20 protein-coding genes and 1 tRNA gene are annotated in these 25,372 nt (G+C 59.4%); 7 read left to right on the top strand and 14 right to left on the bottom strand.

Annotated elements, in window-relative coordinates:
• Nucleotides 1-264: 264 nt before the first annotated feature.
• Nucleotides 265-1,191 (top strand): LysR family transcriptional regulator, encoded by a 927-nt coding sequence (locus tag HMPREF3055_RS08890; RefSeq protein WP_049354895.1) that lies wholly within the window; start codon nt 265-267, stop codon nt 1,189-1,191.
• Between the two features lie 192 nt (nt 1,192-1,383).
• Here the strand turns inward: HMPREF3055_RS08890 and HMPREF3055_RS08895 are convergent, their stop codons facing one another.
• From HMPREF3055_RS08895 to HMPREF3055_RS08905, 3 genes are all read right to left on the bottom strand, one after another.
• A complete protein-coding gene (locus tag HMPREF3055_RS08895) occupies nt 1,384-2,202 on the bottom strand; it encodes a transcriptional initiation protein Tat (protein ID WP_070678186.1) in 819 nt (272 codons plus the stop codon).
• Between the two features lie 11 nt (nt 2,203-2,213).
• Nucleotides 2,214-3,590 carry a hypothetical protein gene (locus HMPREF3055_RS08900; RefSeq protein ID WP_060823691.1) on the bottom strand — a complete coding sequence of 459 codons (1,377 nt, stop codon included), beginning with the start codon at nt 3,588-3,590 and terminating at the stop codon, nt 2,214-2,216.
• A gap of 252 nt (nt 3,591-3,842) precedes the next feature.
• Complete coding sequence (locus HMPREF3055_RS08905) at nt 3,843-4,790, bottom strand: sugar-binding transcriptional regulator (protein ID WP_049359844.1); 948 nt, start codon at nt 4,788-4,790, stop codon at nt 3,843-3,845.
• 123 nt (nt 4,791-4,913) lie between these two features.
• On the opposite strand from HMPREF3055_RS08905, the gene HMPREF3055_RS08910 reads away from it, so the two are divergent.
• From HMPREF3055_RS08910 to HMPREF3055_RS08925, 4 genes are all read left to right on the top strand, one after another.
• On the top strand, nt 4,914-6,659 hold the full coding sequence (locus HMPREF3055_RS08910) for a glycerol-3-phosphate dehydrogenase/oxidase (protein ID WP_070738873.1): 1,746 nt from the start codon (nt 4,914-4,916) through the stop codon (nt 6,657-6,659).
• A gap of 345 nt (nt 6,660-7,004) precedes the next feature.
• Nucleotides 7,005-7,802: an MIP/aquaporin family protein gene (locus HMPREF3055_RS08915; RefSeq protein ID WP_070738874.1), complete on the top strand. Its 798-nt coding sequence runs from the start codon at nt 7,005-7,007 to the stop codon at nt 7,800-7,802.
• Nucleotides 7,803-7,844: 42 nt separating this feature from the next.
• A complete protein-coding gene (gene glpK, locus HMPREF3055_RS08920; RefSeq protein ID WP_070738875.1) occupies nt 7,845-9,401 on the top strand; it encodes a glycerol kinase GlpK in 1,557 nt (518 codons plus the stop codon).
• 666 nt (nt 9,402-10,067) lie between these two features.
• Entirely contained in the window at nt 10,068-10,382 is a 315-nt protein-coding gene (locus HMPREF3055_RS08925) for an N-acyl-D-glutamate deacylase (RefSeq protein WP_239662207.1), read from the top strand.
• Nucleotides 10,383-10,488: 106 nt separating this feature from the next.
• Here the strand turns inward: HMPREF3055_RS08925 and HMPREF3055_RS08930 are convergent, their stop codons facing one another.
• Nucleotides 10,489-11,073, bottom strand: a complete 585-nt coding sequence (locus HMPREF3055_RS08930; RefSeq protein ID WP_070738876.1) for a hypothetical protein — start codon at nt 11,071-11,073, stop codon at nt 10,489-10,491.
• A gap of 337 nt (nt 11,074-11,410) precedes the next feature.
• Between HMPREF3055_RS08930 and HMPREF3055_RS08935 the strand changes: the two genes are divergently transcribed.
• Entirely contained in the window at nt 11,411-12,022 is a 612-nt protein-coding gene (locus HMPREF3055_RS08935; protein ID WP_049353021.1) for a methylated-DNA--[protein]-cysteine S-methyltransferase, read from the top strand.
• A 215-nt stretch (nt 12,023-12,237) separates the two neighbouring features.
• Nucleotides 12,238-13,026, top strand: a complete 789-nt coding sequence (locus HMPREF3055_RS08940; RefSeq protein ID WP_049340787.1) for a DNA-3-methyladenine glycosylase I — start codon at nt 12,238-12,240, stop codon at nt 13,024-13,026.
• Nucleotides 13,027-13,162: 136 nt separating this feature from the next.
• Here HMPREF3055_RS08940 and HMPREF3055_RS08945 read toward each other — a convergent pair whose 3' ends face one another.
• From HMPREF3055_RS08945 to HMPREF3055_RS08990, 10 genes are all read right to left on the bottom strand, one after another.
• Nucleotides 13,163-13,552 (bottom strand): DUF1304 domain-containing protein, encoded by a 390-nt coding sequence (locus HMPREF3055_RS08945; protein WP_049340790.1) that lies wholly within the window; start codon nt 13,550-13,552, stop codon nt 13,163-13,165.
• Nucleotides 13,553-13,797: 245 nt separating this feature from the next.
• Complete coding sequence (locus HMPREF3055_RS08950) at nt 13,798-15,420, bottom strand: L-lactate permease (RefSeq protein ID WP_070738877.1); 1,623 nt, start codon at nt 15,418-15,420, stop codon at nt 13,798-13,800.
• 508 nt (nt 15,421-15,928) lie between these two features.
• Nucleotides 15,929-17,566 carry an L-lactate permease gene (locus HMPREF3055_RS08955; RefSeq protein ID WP_070688925.1) on the bottom strand — a complete coding sequence of 546 codons (1,638 nt, stop codon included), beginning with the start codon at nt 17,564-17,566 and terminating at the stop codon, nt 15,929-15,931.
• Nucleotides 17,567-18,145: 579 nt separating this feature from the next.
• Nucleotides 18,146-18,219 (bottom strand) — tRNA-Pro (locus HMPREF3055_RS08960).
• A gap of 239 nt (nt 18,220-18,458) precedes the next feature.
• The gene (gene der, locus HMPREF3055_RS08965) at nt 18,459-20,039 is read right to left on the bottom strand and encodes a ribosome biogenesis GTPase Der (RefSeq protein WP_070738878.1); all 1,581 of its coding nucleotides are present in this window, start codon (nt 20,037-20,039) and stop codon (nt 18,459-18,461) included.
• A 111-nt stretch (nt 20,040-20,150) separates the two neighbouring features.
• Complete coding sequence (gene cmk / locus HMPREF3055_RS08970; protein ID WP_070690017.1) at nt 20,151-20,843, bottom strand: (d)CMP kinase; 693 nt, start codon at nt 20,841-20,843, stop codon at nt 20,151-20,153.
• A 54-nt stretch (nt 20,844-20,897) separates the two neighbouring features.
• The gene (locus tag HMPREF3055_RS08975; protein WP_049356222.1) at nt 20,898-22,067 is read right to left on the bottom strand and encodes a prephenate dehydrogenase; all 1,170 of its coding nucleotides are present in this window, start codon (nt 22,065-22,067) and stop codon (nt 20,898-20,900) included.
• A gap of 18 nt (nt 22,068-22,085) precedes the next feature.
• Complete coding sequence (locus HMPREF3055_RS08980; protein WP_005507699.1) at nt 22,086-23,246, bottom strand: pseudouridine synthase; 1,161 nt, start codon at nt 23,244-23,246, stop codon at nt 22,086-22,088.
• Nucleotides 23,247-23,327: 81 nt separating this feature from the next.
• The gene (scpB, locus tag HMPREF3055_RS09160; protein WP_083313495.1) at nt 23,328-24,365 is read right to left on the bottom strand and encodes an SMC-Scp complex subunit ScpB; all 1,038 of its coding nucleotides are present in this window, start codon (nt 24,363-24,365) and stop codon (nt 23,328-23,330) included.
• Complete coding sequence (locus tag HMPREF3055_RS08990; RefSeq protein WP_049350384.1) at nt 24,358-25,365, bottom strand: segregation and condensation protein A; 1,008 nt, start codon at nt 25,363-25,365, stop codon at nt 24,358-24,360. Before HMPREF3055_RS08990 ends, scpB begins: the two co-directional genes overlap by 8 nt.
• Between the last annotated feature and the right edge of the window lie 7 nt (nt 25,366-25,372).

Here is a 25,372-nt window from a genome sequence, read left to right on the forward strand (position 1 = left end):
AAGCAAATACCGAACCGATTTCGTAACAATCGAACACTTCAAAACCATTCCCAAAAGCATCTTCGGCTCTAAGAATCATCACATTCAGCGCGAAAATACTCGCTACACAAGCCAACATGCCGGCACCCCACTTCAGGCGTCTCAAAAAGAGCCAGCCGGAAGCCCACGCGGTACCATAGACAAGAGTCCACGATGAGAGACGCACCACGGAAGAACTCAGAGGCACAATCTGCAGAACAACCGGGCGCGCCAGGGAGGAAACACATGTCAATCTACGACATCCGACGCATGCAAATGCTCCTCGAAATCCAAGAACGCGGCACCGTCATCGCTGCCGCAGAAGCGCTCAGCCTCACCCCCTCCGCCGTCTCCCAGCAGATTGCCACCCTCGAAAAAGAAACCGGCACCCCGCTTCTGCAGCGCATCGGCAGGCGCGTACAGCTCACCAGCGCCGGACTCATCATCGTCGACAGCGCCCGCAGCATCCTGCGCGAACTCGACCGCATGCAAACCTCCGTCGCCAACCTCACCGGCGAACCCGCAGGCATGGTCCGCCTCGCCATCTTCCAGTCCGCGGCCTTCGCACTGCTACCGGAAACCCTCAGCTACCTTGCCGAACACGCACCCTCACTCACCCTGCAGGTACTGCAAATCGACCCCGAAACCGGAACCTCCCTGACTCGAAGCCGCGAATACGACATGGTGCTCTCCGAAGCCTACCCGCACCACCACATCCCCGAATACCCCGAACTGCACTCCGAACTACTCACCGAAGACCCGCTCAGCCTGATTGTGCCCAGCACCTCCACCATCACCTCAATCGAGGAGGCGCACGCACTGCCCTGGGTTCTCGAAATGGAACAGAACACCTCCCGCAGCTGGGCGCTCAACCAGTGCCGCACCGCAGGATTCGAGCCGGTCATCCGTTACAGCGCCAATGACATGATTACGAACTCCAACCTCGTCAAAGCAGGATTCGCCGTCACCATCGTGCCCGGCTTCATCCTCTCCTCCCTCTCCACCACCGAGGGGCTACGCATCGTGGAGCTACCCGGCAAGCCCTGCCGCAAAATCTTTACCGCCGTACGCCGAGAGTCCGCCGCCAACCCCGCCATCGCCATGGTGCGCGAAGCACTGCACCACGCGGTGCAGGTGGCATTCGGCGAACACGACAGGAGCGAAACCGCATAAGAAAAATTAACTGCCAGCCACGCCGGCAGACTAGACATTGCAAAGGTCGGGGCCGTTCCCACGAACGACCCCGACCTTTCAACATACCTTTTTGAACAGGCGCCTATATATAAGGTATAAAACACACAACAGAGCCACTCCCCCGCCGTGCCCATCCTTCACAGGAGCCAGCTCCAGGTACCAGCGCAACCGCTAGTTCAGCGAAGCAACCACAGCCGAGCTCTGCACCTCGTAGAACGACGACGACAAACCAGCCGCCGCCATATCCAGCACAGCACTCACATGAACCTGCTTCAATGCAGAACCGGCAACACCCGAAGCCACCTGATAATTCAGCTGAACATCCAAGCGGTGACCGCGAGGAATAGCGGTGCGCAACTCCAGAACGTTCTCGCTGCCAGCACCAGCCTGACCGGTCTGTTCACTACGGCGCACCGCATCAAGATTCAGAGCATCCACAGGAGCCACCAGGGCCGAAGCACCCAGGTTACCCGAAGGCAGCACCGCCTGACCCGAGGCAACACGAAGAGTCACCGCAGGATTCAACAACAAACCAGTCTTCGGGTCCTGCGCGCGAGCACGCACCATCAGGCGAGTACCCACCGGCAGCGTCGAATTGCCCTCATTAATAATGCTCAGGCGAGTCGGCAGATTCCGGAAAGCAACAGTACGCGCCGGCTGACTCTGCAAAGACACAGCCTGCACACCAGAGACCGCCTTCAACTCCAGGCGGATGCACGACTCGTTATAACGCATCGGAACCTGCACCAGCGCAGAACTCGCCGCGCCGCCGTTCTGTCCACCACTGTGCTGTCCACCACCGTGCTGACCGCGCTGTCCACCACGCTGTCCGCCAGGACGCTGGGTCACCGGGGTCACGCGAGCGCGCTTACCGCCCGAACGAGTTGCCGCCTCCGCAGCGCTCACGCCGCCAGCCACCAGGGCAGCCGAAGCCCCAGCAACCTTCAACGCGGTACGGCGAGAAGCGTTCATCAGATTATTCTTAGTCATTTTCTACTCCCCTAAGCCTTCGCGATACGGTACACGCCGCTAATCGTGCCCTGCCACCAGGTGCCGTAACGGTCAATCGTGCCCACCATCTGCAGGGTGTCACCACCGCCAAGCAGCAGGCTCACATGCTGAGGCAGGCGCTGCTCGTGCATCGTCTTACCGGTTTCCATGTCCAGCGCGACCGCCCACGCGTAGGCGCCATTCGCCAAACCAGCCGGACCGCGGCGACGCTCACAGGTGTAAATCAGACCGTCAGCAGTGGAGTAACGAGGAACAGCCGAAGAGTACACGTCCTTACGGTCCCACATCTTACGCAGACCGCGGTCGGTAATATCCCAACGCTCCATGCCGGGAGCAAAAAGTGCGTTCGCAGGAACTGACGGGCCGGCACCCTCCGGGTACTTCGGGTAGGGGTAGCCGTAGGTGCTTGCACCGACCATCGTGTTACCCACACCGATCATGGAATTCTCAGTGCCAGAGGTACCGGCAGTAAACAGGCCAGCGCTACCGACCTTCACACCGTTATCAGTGCGGTACACAATGACCGACTCCTGAATATCAGAGTTATCGGTCAGCATCACGTAATCCGAACCGTTCGGGCCAAAGAACGTCGGGGAGGCGCCGGAACCCCACGCGAGCTTACCGGGCTTGCGGGCGCTACCTCGATCGTACGCATGCCACCACTTGAGGGTGGGCGCACCGGTTGCGGTAGCGTTCAGCATATAAATAGCGTGGGAAGTAACCACACTCACGCCCTGCGGGCACGCCGAAATCGAGTTATCGATACGTTCACCCGCAATCGACGCCTTATTCAGGCGCATCGAGCGAATCGTGCCGCGGGCAGAATCAATCACCGCAATGTAGCCGTTCTTCGTCGCAACCCAAATGCGACCGGACCAGTCGGGTACCAGGCCAACCACAGCGTCATTGGCGCTCTGGGCGAGCATGCGGCTCAGGTCAATACGCTCATCAACGCGGATGCTGCGTCCGTCAGCAGAGTGGGAGAGGCGCAGCAGGCACTGAGAGCCATCCACCAGAACCATACGGTCCTGCGCGTCAAGGTAGGCGTACACACCACCGAGCAGCGCGCCCTTCGGGATGTCCAAGTGGGAGAGCTCGCGGCCGGTATGCGGGTCAAGGATAGAGAGCTTCGGGGTGATGAACTCGCCGTGGGCGAAGACCTGGGTGCAGAGCACCTGAATGAAGCCGTCACGTCCGGCAAGAATCGTCGGGCAGGCGCCGCCGAGCTTCGTGCCGGTAATCTTCCAGTCACCGGCGCCGGGGCCGGCAAGAGGAGTAGCGTCGGAAGACTGGGCATCACCGTGCATGGTGGTAATGCCGGGTGCGCCCAGGTGCGGATTCGCCTGGGCGTTATAGGTGGGGGTCATGGTTGGTTCTTTCTAACGGTGAGTGGCGCACACCTTCAATGGAGTGCACAAATATGCGCTTTCACATGCGCAAACGTTTCACATTGTAGGGTCAGAAAGCAGTTTTTGACGACACTAAAGGACACCTTGAAACATTGTTCAGGCGACGCTTGAGATCTTCACCTGGAAAGCTCTCAAGCACTACCTTTCAGATTCAAGGCGCCCCTTTACCCCATCACCACGGACTCTCATACCCGCGGCGATTATTTTTAGCTATTTCTCCATGAGCGCCTTTGCCAGGGCATCATCAAGAACCAAGTCAGTAATTGCGCCCGTACGCAACGCGCCGCGCAAAGCACGCACACGGTGAGTACCGGACGCAACGCAAATACGGCGCGGAATACGAGCCAGCTCCTTCGGAGTCGGACCGGACGCACGCTTATTCAACTCAAGATCAGCCCACGAGCCGTCCTCACGCAGAAGAATCGTGCACATATCCCCCACAACGCCCAGCTCACGCAGCTGACGCTGCTCCTGCACCTCAAAATAGCCGCCCGAATACACGTGAGAAGGAATAGGTCCACCAAAAGCACCCACGCCAAAAATAGCGAGGTCAACATTCTGCTGGGCATGCAGATTCTTCTGCACGCTACGCTCACGCCACATGGCAGTCTTCGTGTCCGCATAGTCAAAGAACGCGGGAACCGGAAAATGGATAGTCTGCGCATCATAGGCATTCACCAACTGCCCCAGCAAGGAACCCAAGTACGGAATACCCGAATGGTGCGCATTACCGGCGCCGTTCATCTGCACGACAGTCACGCCTTTCAGAGGACGACGCGGCAGATGACGAGAAATCTCAGTCATCGTTGAACCCCACGCCACACCCAGGCTCGTTCCATTATCAATCAGGGAATCAAGGAGAGCCGCCGCGGTACGGGATACCTGACTCATACGGGCAATGGGGGTAGCATCCGAACGGACATTCACGAGAGTAACGCGCACCTTATAGCGCTCACCGATGCGGCGCTCAAGCTCGCTGCGGGCACGGAAGGAATCATCTAGACGGATCTGCACCATGCCGCTTTCACGAGCACTTTTAAGCAGACGTGACACAGTGGCTCGAGAGACCCCCAGACGGGCCGCGATAGCGTCCATCGTCATGTTGTGAATGTAGTAAAGCTGCGCTGCCTCGTAGGTATGGTTAGCGCGTTCGTTCATCTGCCACAGACCCCCAGTGAAAATCCGTTCATACTGCTTGGTTATTATTTCACCATTGGGTTTTACTAAATGCAAGATGAAACCCCCACGCCGCACAAGCGGCAATACAGGAAAGAGCAGTACATGAGCTCCCAGCACATTGCACAGCAGTCTCAGCTGACCGCCGAGTCCCGCGCCAAGGCGCTCAAGAGCATGGTCAACGAAGAACTCGACATCTTGGTCGTCGGCGGCGGCATCACCGGTGCAGGCATTGCCCTCGACGCAGCAACCCGCGGTCTGCGCACCGGTATCGTCGAAGCAGGCGACTGGGCTGCAGGCACCAGCGCATGGTCCTCCAAGCTCGTTCACGGCGGCCTGCGCTACCTCTACAACCTCGACTTCAAGCTCGTGACCGAAGCACTGACCGAGCGCGGCCTGCTGCTGAACAAGATCGCACCCCATCTGGTGCACGCACAGCCCTTCCTGTGGCCCCTGAAGATGCCCGTCATCGAGCGCGCATACTCCGCAATCGGCATCGGCATGTACGACACCCTCGCATTCCTCGGTTCCCGCGGCAACAAGGGCGTCCCCTCCCAGCGTCACTTCACCAAGACCGGCACCAAGACCGTCTTCCCCGACATCAAGGACTCCGCATTCAGCGGCGCAATCCAGTTCTACGATGCACGCGTTGACGACGCACGCCTCGTCATCGACGTCGTCCGCACCGCTGCAGGCTACGGCGCACTGGCTGCATCCCGCACCCAGGTTGTCGGCTTCACCAAGGATGCATCCGGCCGCGTCATCGGCGCAGAGCTGGCAGACTTGGAGACCGGCGAGCGCCTGAACGTACGCGCAAAGCACATCATCAACGCAACCGGCGTGTGGACCGAAGAGTCTGAGTCCCTCGCTAACCCCGAGGGTGGCCTGGAGGTTCTGGCTTCCAAGGGTATCCACATCGTGGTTCCCCGCGACCGCATCAACGCAACCAGCGGTATCTTCACCAAGACCGAGAAGTCCGTTCTCTTCATCATCCCCTGGCAGCGTTACTGGATCATCGGCACCACCGACACCCCCTACGCCGAGGACCGCGAGCGCCCCGTCGCAACCAGCAAGGACATCGACTACGTCCTGATGCAGGCCAACAAGCTGATCGCTAACCCGCTGACCCGCGAGGACATCATCGGCACCTACACCGGTCTGCGCCCGCTGCTGCAGCCCAAGGTCAAGGACGGCGCAGCATCCACCAAGGTTTCCCGCGAGCACACCGTGACCGAGGTTGCACCCGGCATGAGCGCCATCGCAGGCGGCAAGCTCACCACCTACCGTGTCATGGCTGCCGACGCTGTCGACTTCGCACTGGGCGAGCAGGCTAAGCAGAACCCCTCCGTGACCGCAACCATCGGCCTGGTCGGTGCAGACGGCTACCACGCAATCGCTGCTAACCGTGCACGCTACGCAGAGCGTTACGGCTGGGATGAGGACCGTATCACCCACTTGCTCGAGCGTTACGGCGCGCAGATTGAGGACCTCGGCGCTCTCATCGACGCTGACCCCTCCCTCGGTGCTCCCCTGGCTAAGGCACCCCAGTTCCTGCGTGCAGACGTCGTCTTCGCTGTCCGCTACGAAGGCGCCCTGCACCTGGAGGACGTGCTGGTCCGCCGCGTACGCCTCGACCTCGAGCAGCGCGACCGCGGCCTGGCAGCAGCAGACGAAATCCTCGACATCATGCGTGCCGAGCTCGGCTGGGACGACAAGAAGGTCAAGGAAGAGCGCGACCTCTACGCCGCACGCGTGCAGGCTATCCGCGAGGCGGAGTCCACCTCCACCGACGCTGAGGCATCGGCAAAGATTGAGGCTGTCACCCCCGTGGCACCTCGTGTGAAGCTCTAATCCTTAAAGATTCCACACATACCTTTCGTAACCGATTATTTGGTACGAACCGACCGTTCACCCCTCACCGAGCATGGGTTATCTCATATTTTCGGTGAGGGGTGGACGAGAGGTTAAATAACCGTTTACGATAATCCCCTGCATAAGAAGCAGCGAGCTAAATACAGGGTTAACCCACTGGTACGATCTGCTTCTCATCCAGAAACATCTATCAATTTTTCGTAGCAACCGCTACACATTTCAGCACAGCGTTGTGCCCCGATCCGCCCGTGCGGTGAGGACGCACGGGAATGCGCAAGCAAAGGTTCGCTTGCCTTCCAGACGCTTCGTCTTCAAGGAGCATCAATGTCTCTTCTTGCTTCCGCAGGAACTGTACTTGCAGCCGGCTCTTCCGCTCTCGTGGATGCATCCGGCGCCCCCACCACCCTCGGAATCTTCGCTTCCGAGTTCTTCGGTACCTTCATCCTGATTCTGCTCGGTGCCGGCGTATGTGCCGCAGTGACCCTCAAGAAGTCCTACGCTAAGGACGCAGGCTGGGGTGTTATCACCTTCGGATGGGGTCTGGCAGTGTTCACCGCCGTGTACCTCTCCTTCCATTCCGGTGCACACATGAACCCCGCTGTGACCGTTGGCCTGGCAACCGCAGGCCGCGACCTGGCGACCGGTGTTCCCGCAACCCCCGGCAACATTGCCCTGTACATCGTCGCTCAGATGCTCGGCGCAATGGCCGGCGCAACCGGAGCGTATCTCACCTACAAGAAGCACTTCGATGAGGACCCGGGCGACCGCCTCGGCATCTTCGCAACCGGCCCCGCCATCAAGTCCTACGGCTGGAACTTGCTCACCGAGATTATCGGCACCTTCGTCCTGATTGGCTGGATCATCGCATCCGGTAAGACCCCCAGCGAGCTCGGCCCCCTGGCTGTTGCCCTGGTCGTTGTATCCATCAGTATGAACCTCGGTGGCGCAACCGGTTGCGCTATCAACCCCGCACGTGACCTCGGCCCCCGTATCGCCTACACCTTCCTGCCCATCCCCGGTAAGACCGGCTCCAACTGGTCTTACGCATGGGTTCCGGTTGTTGGCCCGATTATCGGCGCAGTCCTCGCCGGCCTGATTGTTCCGGCAGTCCTGCCCCTCTAAACCTCTCTAATACCCCCCTTCTTTTGTTCTAAGGAAAAATCAATGACGACTTCTCTGCACTCCGCAACCCTCGACACCGAGCGCAAGTACATCCTCTCCATCGACCAGGGCACCACCAGTTCCCGCGCAATCCTGTTCAACAAGGCAGGCGAGAACGTGGCTCAGGGCCAGCTCGAGCACGAGCAGATCTTCCCCAAGGCCGGCTGGGTCGAGCACAACGCAACCGAGATTTGGCAGAACGTCCGTAAGGTCGTAGCAATGGCTATGGCAAACGGCGAAGTCAACCACCACGAAATCGCTGCAGTCGGCATCACCAACCAGCGTGAAACCACCGTCGTGTGGGACAAGAACACCGGTGAGCCCGTCTACAACGCAATCGTCTGGCAGGACACCCGCACCCAGGAAATCGTTGAAGAGCTCGCAGGCGAAGAGGGCGTTGGCAAGTACCACGACATCGTCGGCCTGAACCTCTCTACCTACTTCTCCGGCCCCAAGATCAAGTGGATCCTGGACAACGTTGAAGGCGCACGCGAGCGCGCAGAACGCGGCGACCTGCTCTTCGGCAACACCGACACCTGGCTGGTCTGGAACCTGACCGGTGGTGTTGACGGCGGCGTGCACGTCACCGACGTAACCAACGCATCCCGCACCCTGCTGATGGACATCCGCACCCTCGAATGGGATCCGCAGATTGCTGCAGATATGGGTATCCCCATGAGCATGCTGCCCGAGATCAAGTCCTCCTCCGAGGTGTACGGCTTCGGTCGCGCAACCGGTCTGCTCAGCGGCACCCCCATCGCGGGTATCCTCGGCGACCAGCAGGCTGCAACCTTCGGTCAGGCTTGCTTCGAGAAGGGCATGGCGAAGAACACCTACGGTACCGGTAACTTCATGCTCATGAACACCGGCAACGAGCCCGTCTTCTCCAACAATGGTCTGCTGACCACCGTCGCATACAAGATTGGCGACGCAGCACCCGTCTACGCTCTGGAAGGCTCGGTCGCAATGAGCGGCTCCCTGATCCAGTGGCTGCGCGACAACCTGCGCATGATTGAGCACGCTGCAGAGTCTGAGGAACTGGCTACCTCCGTCAAGGACTCCGGTGGCTGCTACGTTGTTCCCGCGTTCTCCGGCCTGTTCGCACCTCACTGGCGTTCCGACGCTCGCGGCGTCATCGTTGGTCTGACCCGCTACGTGAACCGTGCACACATCGTGCGTGCGGCGCTGGAAGCAACCGCATTCCAGACCCGCGAGGTTCTGGACGCAATGAACGCTGACTCCGGTGTTGAGCTCTCCGAGTTGCGCGTGGACGGCGGCATGACCGCTAACGAGTTCCTCATGCAGTTCCAGGCTGACATCCTCGGCGTTCCCGTAATCCGCCCGAAGGTTGTTGAGACCACCGCTCTGGGCGCAGCATACGCTGCAGGTATCGCTGTTGGTTTCTGGAGCGGCGAGCAGGACGTTGTGGACAACTGGGCTGAGGACAAGCGCTGGCTGCCCTCCATGGAGCCCGCAGAGGTTGACCGCCAGTACCGCCTGTGGAAGAAGGCTGTCTCCCGCACCCTCGAGTGGGTTGACGAGGACGTTCCGACCGCCTAATCACAGCACCCGTTGCCTAACGGCACGGCCCGCGTACTAGCGACGCCCCGGCTGCTTCTCCCCCGCTATGGGGTTGAAGCAGCCGGGGCTTTTCGCTGTTTTATGACGCTCAATTCAGCGTTTATTGCGGCGTAATTTCTACAAAAATTAGTGCTGGGGTACCGTTGGTTTTTGTAAATTCGGTATCTTCCGCCGGTCACCTGGCGCGGTGTTGTTCGTGAGGTGTCAGTACCGCACAGGACGCGTACGCGACATATTCATGCGCTGTCCTGACAGGAGTCGACGGTTCGCGCTGATACTTTATTTACGTTTCCGTCCGCCACGGTGCTTCACGTACTGCGGCGGACGGACTTTTATCTCTTGTTACTAGGTTCTCTGCATTAACGATGAGTGGGGTTCGCTTTTCGTGTTGCAGTTCTCGCTGTAAAAATCACTGGTTTTATGCCCCTTGTTGAGATACCCGTTTACATGTTGTGTGGGGTTGGTCTAACAGCGTTTGTTTGCCTTTGATGTCCACTTCAAGCGCCGTATCATAGATATATAGGCTTATTGATTCTATTCTGGTCGCCGAAGATGGCGGTTGGTTATGCATCTGGCACCTTCCGGTGGTCGTGAGAACGGAGAGAGGCTCCGTTGGAAGGAGGGAGCGGGTTTCCCGCACCGATTATGGTTGATGTCCGTCGCCGCAAGCTTGCAATTATTGCTATGAACGTTTCGGTTCTTGCAGCTGCTCTCTCCTGGCTGTTGGTGCTCTTCTCTGTCATGTATTCTCCCGCAGCTGTACCGTGGGCTCTGGGCGTTGCTATCGTACTGACTGTGATTGGCGCCTACGCACTGTACCGCTACTACTCCAAGTACTCGCACGTGCTCCCGAACGAGGACCCGGATGCGCACGATGTGCTCGGTCACGACCTGCATTCGACTCACCTGCCGCATCTGCACCACACGGAGGGCAACGCTGATGGAGTAGCCGCTAAGTAGCGAGCTTCTTATCCCCTAGACAGCATAAATGTGCCGCCTCACCAATACCGGTGAGGCGGCACATTTACGTTATGGTCAGGGGCAGAGGCCGGCCCTGCACTCAAGATTATTTCTCAGCGGTCGGGTCAGTACTTTGACGCGCTTCAGCTTCGGCTCTGGCTAGTTCTGCCTTTTTATTCTCCTGGACTATCAGAGCGTTATATTTCCAGCCGGGGATTCGTTCAACAAGCCACCCAACCCAGAGGAGCGCAGCGGTAATGAGAGCGACCGGAATCAGGTAAATGAGGAAGCTCGGGTTGCGGGTGTGGTCTGAGGTGCTCCCCGCGCTGAGTTCCCACAGCGCAATGATTGGTACCGCCATTATGGGCATCACTATAAAAAGGATGAGGGCATAGTAAATGCCCATCATGCTACCGGGCCTACCTCTATTTATACGAGCTTGGGTAACGGCTCTGTCCAGGCGTTTGTATTCCTCCAGAGTTTCGCCGTCTAGAAGCGAAGCGTCAGGGATTTTGTCCATGACGTACTGTACGGCTTCAAAATCTGAGGGCGAGCAAATAAAGATATGCCCCTGGGACATAACGGTGTATTCTTTCGCGATGTTGAGGCACGCCTGCGCGTAACGGTTATTGAGCTCTCGACTCTCCGGGTTTTCCTTGAGTTCCCGGCGGAGGTCTTTCAGGTCTTCCATGTTTCTCCTTGCAATTTCAGTCGTCGTTGAACCCAACGTTGGGGTACGAGAAACACAGGTCATCCCCCACCCGGTGCGGGGTGGAGAAGCCGGAGTATTGAATTGCGGTGTATCGGTGTGTACTTCACAGAATGCCAGCTCTTGGGGCTCAGACAAAATTGACCGGGCATCCTGAGATGTTTCAACGGCGGTGCATACATCTCATATATAGCGGTCAGTTATAGACAAAACCCGCTACGGGTACGGTACGGAGGTGCCCCTCCCCTATGATGGTTGAAAGGGATATTTACCTCTAATACCATCTGCAATACACGCCTACGAGCCAACGAGGAAGAGCATGACCAAAGCGACCGATTCGCCGCAGCCGCCGGAAGCGCTCGCGCGCTGGTACACTCGCTATTCGAGCCCCGTCGGCGTGCTCTACCTTGCCGCCCGTGCGGATGCGATTGTGGGCATCTGGTACGAGGATCAGGCGCATTTTCCGCTCCCCCATGAGCTCGGTGAACTAATCGAGAATCCCGTCACCTACCTACGGGAGCACAACACGGCGGAAGAGGAAGAGCCAACCGGTGAGTATGCTGCGGCGCGGCTGCTGTCGCGTGCTGAGGCAGAGCTCTCCGAGTACTTTGAGCGCAAGCGCACTTCTTTTACGTTGCCCCTAGATCCTGAGGGCACCGATTTTCAGCTGATTGTATGGGAGCATCTGAAGACTGTTCCTGCCGGGTACACCACCACTTACGGTGAGATTTCGCGTGCGGTTGGTCCCGGTGCTCCGGCGCAGGCGGTGGGTCAGGCGGTCGGCCGCAATAAGGTTTCTATTATGATTCCGTGTCACCGCGTTATTGGTGCTGATGGTAGTTTGACTGGCTACGCTGGCGGGGTTGAACGTAAGCAGTTCCTTCTCAATCTGGAGGAGCCGGAAGAGGTGCGGGAGGCGCGGCTCTTCTAGCGATGTCACCCGGCGGTGATTGAGACTTGTCAGAGGGCGGAGCGTGCATCGGATGCGGGCTCTGCCCTCTGTCGTACCTATTTTCGGTTTCGTTGCTCTGCACCACGACATATAATCGAATATACTTGCGATTTACTCACGCTAGGGCTACTGTTTAAGTAGAACATGATTCCGAAACACTCGGATCGGCTCAGCAATCTCAGAGAGGAGAAACCGTGACCTCGCAACCTAACATTCCCGCCAAGCCCCTCGAAAACACCCCGAACTACCCCACGTGGGTGACCGATGAGCTTCTGCGCGACTACTACGACACCGAATGGGGCATGCCCGTCACCGATGAGCGGGGACTCTTCGAAGCCCTGAGCCTCGAGGCTTTTCAGGTGGGACTCTCTTGGCGAACGATTCTTGCCCGCCGCGAGGCATTTCGTCACGCTTTTGAAGGCTTCGATCCCGAACGCGTGGCTGCGTTCACCGACCAGGATGTTGCGAGACTCCTCCAGAACGAAGACATTATCCGTAACGAGCGGAAGATTCGCGCGGTCATCTCCAACGCACGGCTGACCCTTCGGATGCGTGAGCTTGCCGCCACGCCGCGTGACGCCTCCGCGGAGGATATTCATCTTCCCCTTATCGCGCCCTCTTCTACCCCGGCCAAAGAGGATAGCAGCGAGGCGGCAGACACTCGCCGCCGTCGGGTTCGCACCCTGAGCTTCGAGGATCTGGAACGGATGCGCGAGCGCACCCTATCCGACGGCACACGTGTACCGGGCGGGCTGCCGGCGTGGCTGTGGTCCTTCGCGCCACACGAGACTATCGCGCCGCATACCCTGGAGGATATCCCGACAGATACACCCGAGTCCGCGCTTCTTGCCAAATCTTTTAAAGCTCTAGGAGGTGTGTTCTTGGGTCCGGTGACCGCCTATGCGCTTATGTGCGCGGTCGGTATGGTCAACGCGCACCTGGTGGACTCGCATCGGCGAGGCTGTTCGGGGCTCTTTACCTAAGCCCCCTCGCCCTAAGCTCCCCACGCTTGGCGTGCTTGCGTGCAAGGGCGCAGAAAAGCCGCGCGCCACTTCGTAGAAGTAAGCACGCGGCTTCTATACGTTGAGAGGTTCCGCTCTGAATTAGATCGCCACAGGGTTAGATCATCACGAAGAGGAAAATCAGCGCCAGCAGCGGCGGGGTCAGCTGAATCAGTGCCGGCTTGCGCTTATCCGGGGAGGTGAGGAACAGGTAGACACCGGCAATCGCCATGGAGCCCAGGCCTGCGAACATGAGCGCCACGCCCACCTGCGGGGAGCCGAACCAGAAAGCCAGCAGACCGGTTGCGGCGATCCAGGCGAGCATCAGGTTGTACAGGCCCTGGTTTGCCGCCATCTCTTTGGTAGACTCGGCGAATTCTTCGGTCATTCCGAAGGTTTCGCGGCCCTTGGGCTTAGTCCAGAGGAAGGATTCAATAATCCAGATGTAGACATGAATAGCAATTGCTACGAAGGCAAAGACAGTAGTAATCGTTGCGAGCGCCTGCATTGTTTCTCCTTGAGTAGTAGGTGTTCTATGAGGCACCTGCCCGGTCTTTCTTCTGGAGCACAATCTGTGGTGATGTGCAGAATCATGCGGGAGCAAGCACAAGAAGTAATTCTACGCCTCTTCCCGGTCTGTTGAAACTTCCCTGAATATGCGTGAAACCCCTCGATTCGTCTTCTGCAGAGAAAGTGCAGGGTTCTCCTCGAGGGGTTTCTTATGCGGGGTGACGCCGAATCCGGTATCGGCCTTTAGCCCATCATGAGCGACAGAGCGAAGGACCAGACGCAGACCAGGCCCAGCAGAATAGCGCTGTACTTGATGGACATGGAGGTAATCTTCGATTCCTCACCGGCGCTGTTTACTGCCGCCGCCGCGATTGCGATGGACTGCGGGGAGACGATCTTACCCATCACGCCACCGGCGGTGTTTGCGGCCACGAGCAGGGTCGGGTCAACAGCAATCTGGGCTGCGGTGGTGGACTGCAGACCCGCGAAGAGCACGTTAGCGTTCGTCACGGAGCCGGTCACGAACACACCAATCCAACCGATGATCGGGGACAGTAGCGGGAAGACCGGGCCGGCTGCTGCGAGCGCCAGAGCGATGGAGGTGGTCATACCGGCGTGGTTCATCACGTTTGCGACAGACATGACCAGGCAGATCATGAGGATCGGCATCTTCAGCTGGTTCCAGGTGCCGCCGAGTTCTTCGAAGGCTTCACCCCAGCTGATCTTCGATGTCAGGATGGTGATGAGTGCCGCCACCAGAATTGCAGTGCCGGAAGCACCAAGGATGTTCCAGGAGAACATCGCGGTCACGGTCTTGCCGGCACCGGTGGTGATGGCTTCGTGAATGCCGGGGATGGGGAACGCCAGGGTTGCGGCGCCAAGCGGACCGGTGGTTGCGAAGATCGGCTTCAGTGCGGTGGACCAGAGCAGGATGGTTGCGGAGAGGAAGATGAAGGGGCTCCACGCCTTAACGATCTCGCCGCCGGTGTGCTTGACGTTCTGCTGCGCCTGGGCTTCTTCGAGGCTGGGTGCGGTGGGTTCGCGGTAAATGTGCTTGGGCTGCCACTTCTGCATCACGAGCGCCAGTGCTACCAGGGACAGCAGCGGCGGGATGATGTCGACCAGTTCGGGCGAGCCGAGCAGCGTCAGGATAGCTGCCTGACCGCCGGAGAAGATCACGCCGGTCATGAGCGCTACGAGACCGACTTCGCGGATGCCGCGCATACCGTCCTGGATTGCGACCATCAGCAGCGGCACGAAGGCGACGAAGATCTGCAGTACCGGAACCATGCCTGCGGACAGGTGCGCGGTGTCCAGGCCGCCGACCTTAGCTGCGGTGGTCACGGGAATGCCGATAGCGCCGTATGCGCCGGATGCGGCGTTGGCTACCAGCGCCAGCATGGATGCTTTGAGGGGGTTGAAACCCAGGGATACCAGCAGTGCAGCAGAGATAGCGATCGGGATGCCGAAGCCTGCCGCGCCTTCGATGAAGCCACCGAAGCAGAAGGCAATCAGCAGCACCTGGATGCGCTGATCGTTCGAGATGGAGGAGACAGATGCCCGCACAATGTCGAAGTTACCGGCGCGCACGGCGATGCGGTAGAGCCACACCGCCATGAGTACGATCCAGCCGATGGGCCATGCGCCCGAGAGGAAGCCGGAGAGGATAGAACCGGCACCTGCGGTGATGGGCAGGCCGAAGATGGCACAGCCGATGATGAGGGTGGTGCCGAGGGTCAGCAGCGCTGATTTGAGGCCGCTGAGTTTCAGGACGGTCAGGCCCAGCAGGAAGAGAATGATGGGCACTGCGGCAACCAGTGCGGAGAGCACCGGTGCGTTTAGCGGGTCGTAGGTTTGCTGCCACATTGGGGCGGGTGTTCCTTTCGGTCTGTGTGTATTAGCGGTCGCTTCTTCCGGTACGGCGCCTGCGCTGTATGGAAGCATTAGGCCGCATAAAAACCGATGGCCCCGGTCCTTGCGTCGTGGATGGGTCCATCGGTGAAGCGTGATGGTCTTGAGCTGCCGGGCGTTTGGTTGTATGACGTGGCGATATGCCGAGGCCATATACCGGGGCCATATACCGGGGCGCGGCGGCGGTGAGCGGAACCTTTCCCTCTCACTAGGTGCTCTTGACTTTATCTGTCTAAGCTAACAGGTCTTCCTCGAGACTTCAGGATAGGGTGACCTTAAGTGTGCACAAATGAAACTTATGTGCATAATTGCGCTCCTTAGCCGCGAACCTCCTCCCCAGCGCACAAATACAGAAATGCGAAAGCCCCCTCCTACCGAAGTAGAAGGGGGCTTGATACAGACCGTGTCGCGGGCACCTTACCTTCAGAGAAGGTAGGTTACACGCATCGGGTTCTCACGCTGTTTAGAGGCCGACCAGAGACAGGACATAAACCCAAACACAGGTGACAGCCAGCAGAGCTGCACTGTACTTGATCGCCATGGAGGTAATCTTGGATTCCTCGCCTGCGCTGTTCACAGCAGCAGCTGCAATTGCGATGGACTGCGGGGAAACGATCTTCGCCATCACACCACCGGCGGTGTTAGATGCAACCAGCAGGGTCTGGCTGACGCCAATCTGCTGTGCGGTGGTAGCCTGCAGGCCAGCGAAGAGGATGTTGTTGTTCACCACAGAGCCGGTCACGAACACGCCAATCCAACCGATGATCGGGGACAGCAGCGGGAAGATAGCACCCACAGCGGCAACAGCCAGTGCGATGGAGGTAATCATACCCGCGTAGTTCATGACGTTAGCAACGGACATGACCAGGCAGATCATGAGGATCGGGGTCTGCAGCTGCTTCCAGGTGCCGCCGAGCTCCTCGATAGCCTCACCCCAGCTGATGGAGGAGGTCAGGATGGTAATGATGGTAGCCACCAGAATTGCGGTACCGGATGCGCCCACAATGTTCCAGGTGTAGGTCACGTCGATAGGCTTGGGGGTTGCAACAATCGGTGCCGCCTGCGAGATGCTCTGGTGCAGCCAGGGCAGGGGGAAGGAGATGTTGGTGAAGCCGAGCGCGCCCTTAGCAGCGAAGAGGGGCTTCAGAGCGGTGGACCAGAGCAGAATCACGACGGACAGGTAGACGAAGGGGCTCCAAGCCTTGAGGATTTCGCCGCTGGTGTGCTTGACGCTCTGCTGCGCCTGAACTTCTTCCAGGGAGGGAGCGGTGGGCTCGCGGAAGATGTGCTTGGGCTGCCACTTCTGCATGACCAGTGCCAGAGCGACCAGTGCCAGCAGCGGCGGGATGATGTCAACGAGCTCGGGGTTACCCAGGGTTGCGAGCAGAACGGACTGGCCACCGGAGTAGATAACGCCGACCATGAGAGCTACCAGACCGACTTCGCGGATACCGCGCAGACCGTCCTGAATAGCGACGAGCACCAGGGGGATCAGGCCTGCCATGATCTGGATAACCAGGACCATTTCGATGGACAGACCGTGCAGGTCCACGCCGCCGCGGGTTGCTGCGGTGGTCACGGGGATACCGATAGCGCCATATGCGCCGGAGCTCACGTTAGCAATCAGAGCGAACATTGCAGCCTTGAGCGGGTTGAAGCCCAGGGACACGAGCAGTGCAGCACAGATAGCAATCGGGATACCGAAGCCTGCAGCACCTTCAAGGAAGCCGCCGAAGCAGAATGCAATCAGCAGCATCTGGATGCGCTGGTCGGTAGAGATGGAGGAGATGGAGGAACGAACGATTTCGAAGCCGCCGGAACGCACGGAAATGCGGTAGAGCCACACTGCCATGAGAACGATCCAGCCGATGGGCCACATGCCCGAGAGGAAACCGTAGAGGATGGAGCCTGCACCTGCGGTGACGGGCATACCGAAGATAGCGCAACCGATGAGGAGAGCTAGAACGAGGGAGATAACGGCAGATTTAATACCGCTGAGCTTCAGGACGGTGAGGCCCAGAAGGAAGAAAATAATCGGGACTGCTGCTACAAGTGCGGAGAGCGCGCTCGAGTTCAGCGGGTCGTAGACTTGCTGCCACATGGTTTATTGCGTTCCTTTCCACGCCCACGGGGGCGGGATCGAGTTGTGCCGTAAAACCTTCCCAGCGACGCTTGTGGCGGCGTGTGTGCCGTGTGTTGCAGGTGCGTGCACCTAGCTGTTTTATGCGTTATGGGCGCTATCCTCTGGGGATATATGCCTTCACTTGGGTTCGTGTTGGTTTTGCGGCTATGAAATTCAGTGTGTATGAAGTCGTGTTTTAGTCACAGAAACCTAAATATTCCTTGATTTGTCAAGGGAAATTCAGTGCCAAAGCTAAAATTTCTGACCGCTAAAACGCGATTCCTTGTGTACCCAATGTACCACCCATCACCCACAAAATCGGGCATATTCCAACATTTAGATCGAAGCTCATAATTGCACACTAACCTAAAGACCCACCGCTTTACAGGTGCAATGCCGGCCCCTCCCCCGCCATCCCAAGGAAGAGAGCGCCCTTCAGTGCTTCCAGCCGTGTATTTGGCACCGACTCCCGTATTTCCCCATCCAAGCAAGCAAAACAAAAACCACTAAACGGCATACAAAAAGCTCCGGAAGGAAAACCTTCCGGAGCTTTATCTGTCGGGTTGACAGGATTTGAACCTGCGACCCCTTGACCCCCAGTCAAGTGCGCTACCAAGCTGCGCCACAACCCGATTCGTTATTCACGATATTGTTTTCAAGGTTTCCCCTGAACACTCGAATAACTATACCGGGCTTTTAACCCCCGCGCAAGCCAGAATCCCTATTTTTAGAAAAAATCTTAAAAATCTTTTCCTCACGGATTTTTCGTGCAGATTTTCCGCACAGAATCCAGCGCGCGGGAGCCAAGCCTAGCACAAGCCTAGCAAGGGAGCCAGCCCAGCAACACGGCATCAGGCAGACACCCCCGCTACTAGCGGCGGCCGCCCTTACCCTTCTTAGCCTTCGCGCTCTGACGCTCACCCAGGGAGCGGCGCTCACGCACACGCATCGAAATCTCAATCGGAGTACCCGTGAAATCAAAAGTCTCACGCAGACGACGCATAATGAAGCGGCGGTAACCCGGATCCAAGAAACCGGTAGTAAACAGCACGAACTTCGGCGGACGCGAAGACACCTGAGTACCAAAGAGAATACGCGGCTGCTTACCGCCACGCAGCGGGTGCGGATGCGCGGCAACAATCTCGCCCAGGAACGCATTCAGGCGACCGGTCGGAATACGCGAATCCCACGACTCCAGCGAGTGCTCCAGGGCGGGCACCAGCTTGTCCTTGTGCCAGCCGGTCTTCGCCGAAATGTTCACGCGAGGCGCCCACTGCACGTGTGCCAGGTCGCGCTCAATCTCGCGCTCAAGCATGTCGCGGCGATCCTCATCGAGGGTATCCCACTTATTGAACGCCAGGACCATCGCACGACCCGAATCAATCACGGTCTGCACGATACGCACATCCTGCTCAGAGATCGGCTCGGAAACATCCAGCAGCACCACGGCAACCTCAGAACGCTCCAGAGCAGTCTGAGTACGCAGCGAAGAGTAGAACTCCGCACCCTTAGCCATGTGCTGGCGACGGCGAATACCCGCGGTATCCACAAAACGCCAAGGGTAGCCGCCCAGCTCAATAATCTCGTCAATCGGATCACGAGTCGTACCAGCCAGGTCGTTCACCACGGCACGCTCAGAACCAGCCAGCTTGTTCAGCAGCGACGACTTACCCACGTTCGGGCGACCTACCAGAGCCACACGACGCGGGCCACCCAGCGCCTCCGGCTGAGCGAACTGCGAGTGCTCCGGCATAACCTCAAGGATCTCGTCCAGAGCATCCGCCAGGCCACGGCCGTGCAGACCCGAGACCGGGAACGGCTGACCCATACCCAGCGACCAGAGGTTATAAATCTCCGGCTCCAGGTGAGCGTCGTCAATCTTGTTAGCAATCAGAATGATCGGCTTCTTCACGCGGCGCAGCATACGCACAATCTGCTCGTCCGAAGCGGTCACACCCACGCGGGCATCCACCACCAGGACCACAACGTCGGCCTGCTCCACAGCGATCTCAGCCTGCTCAGCAACCTGAGCATCAATACCGCGAGCGTCAGACTCCCAACCACCGGTATCAACCAGGGTGAAGCTCTTACCCAGCCACTCAGCCTTGTAGGACACGCGGTCACGAGTCACGCCCGGCTTATCCTCAACCACCGCTTCACGGCGGCCCAGAATACGGTTAATGATGGTGGACTTACCCACGTTCGGGCGGCCAACAATCGCCACTACCGGATCAGCGAGCTGCTCTTCCTCTTCCTCAATGTCAAAGCCCCAAGCACCCAGCAGGGCGCGGTCCTCTTCATCCAGGTCGTAGTCCTCAAGGCCCTCAAGCAGAGCCTGAGCACGCTGGTCAGCGGTCTCATCATCAATCTCAGCGAGGCGCTCGGTAACGTCGTCCTCGCCACCGCCCAGGTACTTCTCTTCGTAATCGTCGCGGATAGCGTCCTCAGCCATGCGCATTCCTTTCTCTACCCGCCCCCGCGCCCAACCAAATAGTCGGCACGCGAGCGCGGCTCAACGTCTTATCGGGAGCGGATGCACCACTCCCCCAGCGTTCGGCGGGGCCTAGCCCGCGCGCTTCGCCTTCAACTGGTCATTCACAGCGTTAATCACTGCAGAGACCGTCGCATTAAAATCAAGATCCGAGCTGTCCACCAGGGTCACGCCCTCGGCAGCTTCCATAAAGTTATTGACCTTCGAGTCCTTTGCATCACGCTCAGCGATCTGCTTGCTCAAATCACCCGAAGCGCCCGACTTCTCGGAGTTCTCCAGGCCGCGGCGCGCCATGCGCACCTCTTCAGAAGCAGTCAGCAGGATGCGCGCGTCAGCATCGGGGGCGACCACGGTGGTGATGTCGCGGCCCTCAGCGACCATGCCGTTAATAGCGTGGTCAATCATCCAACGCTGCAGGCCAATCAGGTGCTCACGAACCGCCGGAACCGAAGCCACAGCAGACACAGCCGAAGAAATGCGCTCGCTACGAATCTCCTCACGGATATCGGCCGAGCCCATCAGAATCTCTTCTTCCTTAATGTTCGTACCGAACACCAGGGGCATCTCCTCGACAGCCTTCGCAATCGCCTCAGCGTCGTTCAGGTCAATGCCAAGTTCCAGCACACGGTAGGTTGCGGCACGGTACATTGCACCGGTGTCCAGGTACGCCAGACCAAAGTGGCGCGCAACTTCCTTAGACACAGACGACTTACCGGAGCCGGAGGGACCGTCAATAGCAATCGTCAGTTTAGGGTTCTCGTGCATCAGCACTCCTTAAAATTCGTCTCAAACTTTATGCCGGAAAATACAGCTTTAACTCTACTTCACAACACGCCAACCGCGAGCCGACAAATCGCGGACCAGCGCCTCATGAATAGACGGATTGACCGAGATTTCAGCCATACCCACCGGGGCGCCCGTCGAGTGCTCCAGACGCAAATCCTCAAGGTTCGCGCCCAGCTCACCAATTTCGGCAAGCAAACGAGCCAGCGTGCCGGGGGTATCGTCCACCAGCACCGTCATCTTCGCGAACGCGGCGGGCGCCGTACCGTGCTTACCCGGAATACGGCTCACACCCGCGTTACCTTCGCTCATCAGCTGCGCCAAATCCAGGCGAGCGCCGGATGCCGTCGGGTTCTCCAGCGTCGCGATGAGGCGGTTCAGGTCATCACGCACCCCGTAGAGGGTCTTCACAATCGGGTCAGCGTTCGCCGCAAAAATCTGTACCCACAGCGTCGGGTCCGAAGCCGCAATACGCACCGTATCGCGCAGGCCCTGACCCGCCAGGGACAGCGCGTACAGCGGAGTGTCCTGCAGACGCGAAGCCAACAGCGAGCTCATCGCCTGCGGCACATGCGAAATCAGAGCAACCGTCTGATCATGCTCCTCAACGCTCAGAGACGTCACAATCGCACCCAGCTCAACCGCCACAGAACGCACCAGACGCACGCACTCCGGGCGAACCGAATCGTGCTCGCAGATAATCCACGGACGCGCCTGAAACAACTCACCGCGAGCAGCCACCGGGCCCGACTTCTCACGCCCAGCCATCGGATGCGAACCCACGTAACGGGACGCATCCGCACCCGAGGCAAGCACATCAGCCAGCGGCTGCACCTTCACCGAGGCAACATCCGTCACCACGGCGCCGGGGTAGCCCGCCTCCGGTCGAGGCGCATAGGTGTTCAACGCGCGAGCGCACACGGCACCGGCACTATCCGGAGGCGCAGCCACCACCACCAGCTGCGGGGCGAGGGCGGCGCGCTCCTCCTCCGACAGTGTGGAGATGCTTGTACCGGCACCGATATCCTGCGCCACAGCCTCGGCGGTGGGTGAAATATCTTGGACGTACACGTCCTCGCATCCTGCCGCACGCAACCCCAAACCAATGGAGGCACCCAGCAGACCCGAGCCGATAATGAGCACCGGCCCGGTCAGTGTTGAGTCCATGGGCAGCTCAGATGCGGAAAGCTCAGCGGGCGAGCTCATGACAACTCCTTAGCGTTATTACATGTCCACCGAAGCGAGCAGGTGACCGATCTCGACCTTGGAGAGGTTACGGACGGTACCCTGCTTCTGCGAACCAATACGGATCGGGCCCATCTCGACGCGGACCAGGCGCTCAACCGGGTAGCCGACGGCGTCGAAGAGGCGGCGCACGATGCGGTTCTTACCGGAGTGGATGGTCACCTCAACGAGCACGTGGCCGGGGGTGGAGTCCACCAGCTTGAACTCGTCAACGCGGGTCACGCCGTCTTCCAGGCGAATGCCCTTCTTCATGGCTGCGCCGACGCCGGGCTCCATCGGGCCGGGAACCTGCACCAGGTAGGTCTTGGGCACCTCGTAGGAGGGGTGGGTGAGGCGGTTCGCCAGTTCACCGTCGTTGGTCAGCAGCAGCAGACCCTCAGTTTCGACGTCCAGGCGGCCCACGTGGAACACGCGCTCGCTCATGGAGGAACGCAGGAAGTCAGAGATGCAGGGGCGACCTTCGGGATCTTCCATGGTGGAGACCACGCCGGCGGGCTTGTTGAATGCCATGTAGACGAGTTTGTCGTTGGTCTGAACGGTCATGCCGTCCACCTGCACGGTCACCTTGGAGGGGTCCACGCGCACGCCCAGCTCGGTCACGACTTCACCGTTGACGGTGACGCGGCCTTCGGTAATCATTTCTTCGCAGACGCGGCGGGATGCCACACCGGCCTGAGCCAGCAGCTTCTGCAGGCGCACGCCGTCGTGGTCGTAGAACTCGTAGTGGTCTACCGGGGCGTTGCGGGGGCGGCGGGGGCGGTGCGGACCAGCGTAGTTGCTGACGCGGTATTCGCCACGCTCGTTTGCGAAGGCTTCGCCGGAGCGGTAGGGGCGGCCCGGTGCGCGGCGTTCGCGCTTGGGCAGTTCGGTACCGCGGCCTCGGCCGGAACCTGCGCGGCCTGCGCCGAACTTCTTCTCGCCAAACTTCTTGTCACCGAATTTCTTCTCGCCGAAGCCCTTTGCGCCGCCCTTGCCTGCGCCACTCTTCGGTGCGCCGGGGCGACCGCCGCGTGCGGATGCGCCCTTAGCACCGGGCTTACCGCCCTGACCGGGACGAGCAGCGCCGGGACGGCCACCGCGGGAGTTCTGGGGGCGACCGGATGCAGAGCGGCCGCCGCGGGAGGAGTTTCCATATGCCATGGTGTTCTTCTCTTTTCTGTCGTATAGTGCGAACGTTTCAGGCTTTTCCAGAACGTTCGTTCGTCTTATTGATTCGTTGTCTTAGTCGTTGCCCTCGGCAAGCACTGCGGCTTCCGTGTCATCGGGCAGGAAGGGCGCGAGCGCCGGTAGCTCCTCCAGGGAGTTCAACCCGAGCTTCGCCAGCAGCAGCTCCGTGGTTTCGTAGAGGGTCGCGCCACTTCCGGCTTCTCGACCCGCCTCACGAATCAGCTGCCGTTGGAGCAGCTGACGGATTGCCGCGTCCGCGTTCACGCCTCGAATGGAGGCTACCCTCGCCCTGGTCACCGGCTGCCGGTAAGCAATCACGGCGAGCGTCTCGTAGGCGGGTTTGCTGAGGGTCGCGCTCTTGGAGCGGGTCACGAAGCGTGCCACCCAGGGGGCGAAGTCGTCGCGGGCGTAGAGCTTCCAGCCTCCTGCGATGTTCCGTAGCTGGAATCCGCGCGGTTCGGGCGCCACCCGGTTTTCGTCTTCTCCGTAGCCGCTTTCTTCGCCGTTGTACTCGCGGTACAGCTGGTCGAGCGAGTGCTCAACAGCTCGTTCACTGACGATGAGCGCGGCGGAGAGTTCACGCACGCTCACGGGCGCTTCGGCAACGGCTAGGATTGCTTCGATGGCGCTTTTGACGCCGCCGGGGATTGCCTCGACCTTGGAGAATTCGGCTTCGGCATCGACCGCCACACTGGGTGCGGTGGAGGGGCCTCCCGCCGGAATCTTTGCCGATTTCGCTACCGGTTTCGTTACCGATTCCTTCGACTCGCGGGATGCAGTTTCCTGCGATTCCCCAGAGCTGTCGGAAATGTCGGAACCATCGGAGTCCTCTACCGTTTCAGCGGCTTCAGCCTCCTCCGCATCTTCGGTAACCTCAGCGTCTTCGGTCACCTCATCCAGAGGAGCTGCCGCTACCTCGTACTCAGCCGGCTCAGCGTCCGCCTCAGCAGGCTTTGAGATTTCCGCCTCTACCGGCACCGAGTCTGTCTGTTCCGAATCCTCGTCTGCGTTCGGATCCCAGTAGCCCATGTTCACGATGGCAAGGTCGTCGGGGGTGAATTCACGGTCAAAGCGTGAGCCGTGATTACTCATAATCCTCCTTTACCGGTTCCGTGTTAGCTTCAGATTCGTTCGCTTCGGATGACTCAAGTGCTCCACTGGTTTCGTGCGCATCCTGTGTGCCTGCGGTGTCTGCAGTTTCTTCGCGGATTACGAATTGTGCGGCGCTCGCGCTCGCACGTACCCGAACAGATCCGAGCGGTGCGTCCTGTTCTACGTGCAGGGCGCCTTCTTTGTAGAGCTCGAGCAGGGCGAGAAAACGAACCACCGCGATTTCTAATTCGCCGGATCCTTGAACCAGTTCGGCGAAGCTCAGTTCCCGCGCCGCGGTATCGAGCAGGCTGTGCAGAATGTAGTGTTCTTCAGCCGCGATGGTGGTGAGCGGAACGTGCAGGTGCTCGTTGAGTTCTTCAACGATTTCTTCGGGTTCCGGTTCGGGTTCTTTGGGGGTTCGGCTCAGTGCTGCTGCGGCGATGCGGGCGAACTCTTCAGCGCCTCCGGTGAAAACCAGCTCGGGAAGCGCCTGGGCGAATCGTTCTTCGAGGGCTACCGCACGGGGAAAACGCTGTGATTCTTGCGCCCAGCGTTCAGCAAAAATATCGGCAACTTCACGGTACGCGCGGTATTGCAGCAGACGGGCGAAGAGCAGGTCGCGTGCCTCCAGCAGTGCAACGTCCTCTTCGAGGGGTTCACGATGCTGCGGGAGCAGGCGTGCGGTTTTGAGTTCCAGCAGGGTTGCGGCGGTGACCAGAAATTCGCTGGCTTCGTCGAGTGCACGTTCGGTGCCTTCAGCGTAGAGGGCGTGCAGGTATGCGAGGAACTCGTCGGTGACCTCTGCGAGCGCCACCTCGGTAATGTCGAGTTTGCGGCGCGAAATCAGGGTGAGTAGAAGATCAAAGGGACCCTCAAAATTACTGAGGGTGAGGGTGAAACCGCGTTCCGGGTTCTGCAGGCCGCGGCCCTCAGTCCGGGCGTTTGCGGCGGTGTCTGCGTTCGGTGTCGGTACCCTCACGGCAGCGACGTTCGTGGTCATAAACGAC

This window comes from Rothia sp. HMSC061C12, from assembly GCF_001815755.1.
Classification (GTDB): Bacteria; Actinomycetota; Actinomycetes; order Actinomycetales; family Micrococcaceae; genus Rothia; species Rothia mucilaginosa.

Coding starts and splice junctions, on each gene's coding strand:
- HMPREF3055_RS08980 (WP_005507699.1), bottom strand. CDS start 23,246: ATGGCATATGGAAACTCCTCCCGCGGCGGCCGCTCTGCATCCGGTCGC.
- HMPREF3055_RS08945 (WP_049340790.1), bottom strand. CDS start 13,552: ATGCAGGCGCTCGCAACGATTACTACTGTCTTTGCCTTCGTAGCAATT.
- HMPREF3055_RS08910 (WP_070738873.1), top strand. CDS start 4,914: ATGAGCTCCCAGCACATTGCACAGCAGTCTCAGCTGACCGCCGAGTCC.
- HMPREF3055_RS08975 (WP_049356222.1), bottom strand. CDS start 22,067: ATGAGCTCGCCCGCTGAGCTTTCCGCATCTGAGCTGCCCATGGACTCA.
- HMPREF3055_RS08950 (WP_070738877.1), bottom strand. CDS start 15,420: ATGTGGCAGCAAACCTACGACCCGCTAAACGCACCGGTGCTCTCCGCA.
- glpK (WP_070738875.1), top strand. CDS start 7,845: ATGACGACTTCTCTGCACTCCGCAACCCTCGACACCGAGCGCAAGTAC.
- HMPREF3055_RS08895 (WP_070678186.1), bottom strand. CDS start 2,202: ATGACTAAGAATAATCTGATGAACGCTTCTCGCCGTACCGCGTTGAAG.
- HMPREF3055_RS08900 (WP_060823691.1), bottom strand. CDS start 3,590: ATGACCCCCACCTATAACGCCCAGGCGAATCCGCACCTGGGCGCACCC.
- HMPREF3055_RS08915 (WP_070738874.1), top strand. CDS start 7,005: ATGTCTCTTCTTGCTTCCGCAGGAACTGTACTTGCAGCCGGCTCTTCC.
- HMPREF3055_RS08905 (WP_049359844.1), bottom strand. CDS start 4,790: ATGAACGAACGCGCTAACCATACCTACGAGGCAGCGCAGCTTTACTAC.
- HMPREF3055_RS08955 (WP_070688925.1), bottom strand. CDS start 17,566: ATGTGGCAGCAAGTCTACGACCCGCTGAACTCGAGCGCGCTCTCCGCA.
- scpB (WP_083313495.1), bottom strand. CDS start 24,365: ATGAGTAATCACGGCTCACGCTTTGACCGTGAATTCACCCCCGACGAC.
- HMPREF3055_RS08990 (WP_049350384.1), bottom strand. CDS start 25,365: ATGACCACGAACGTCGCTGCCGTGAGGGTACCGACACCGAACGCAGAC.
- der (WP_070738878.1), bottom strand. CDS start 20,039: ATGGCTGAGGACGCTATCCGCGACGATTACGAAGAGAAGTACCTGGGC.
- cmk (WP_070690017.1), bottom strand. CDS start 20,843: ATGCACGAGAACCCTAAACTGACGATTGCTATTGACGGTCCCTCCGGC.
- HMPREF3055_RS08930 (WP_070738876.1), bottom strand. CDS start 11,073: ATGGAAGACCTGAAAGACCTCCGCCGGGAACTCAAGGAAAACCCGGAG.
- HMPREF3055_RS08890 (WP_049354895.1), top strand. CDS start 265: ATGTCAATCTACGACATCCGACGCATGCAAATGCTCCTCGAAATCCAA.
- HMPREF3055_RS08925 (WP_239662207.1), top strand. CDS start 10,068: ATGGTTGATGTCCGTCGCCGCAAGCTTGCAATTATTGCTATGAACGTT.
- HMPREF3055_RS08935 (WP_049353021.1), top strand. CDS start 11,411: ATGACCAAAGCGACCGATTCGCCGCAGCCGCCGGAAGCGCTCGCGCGC.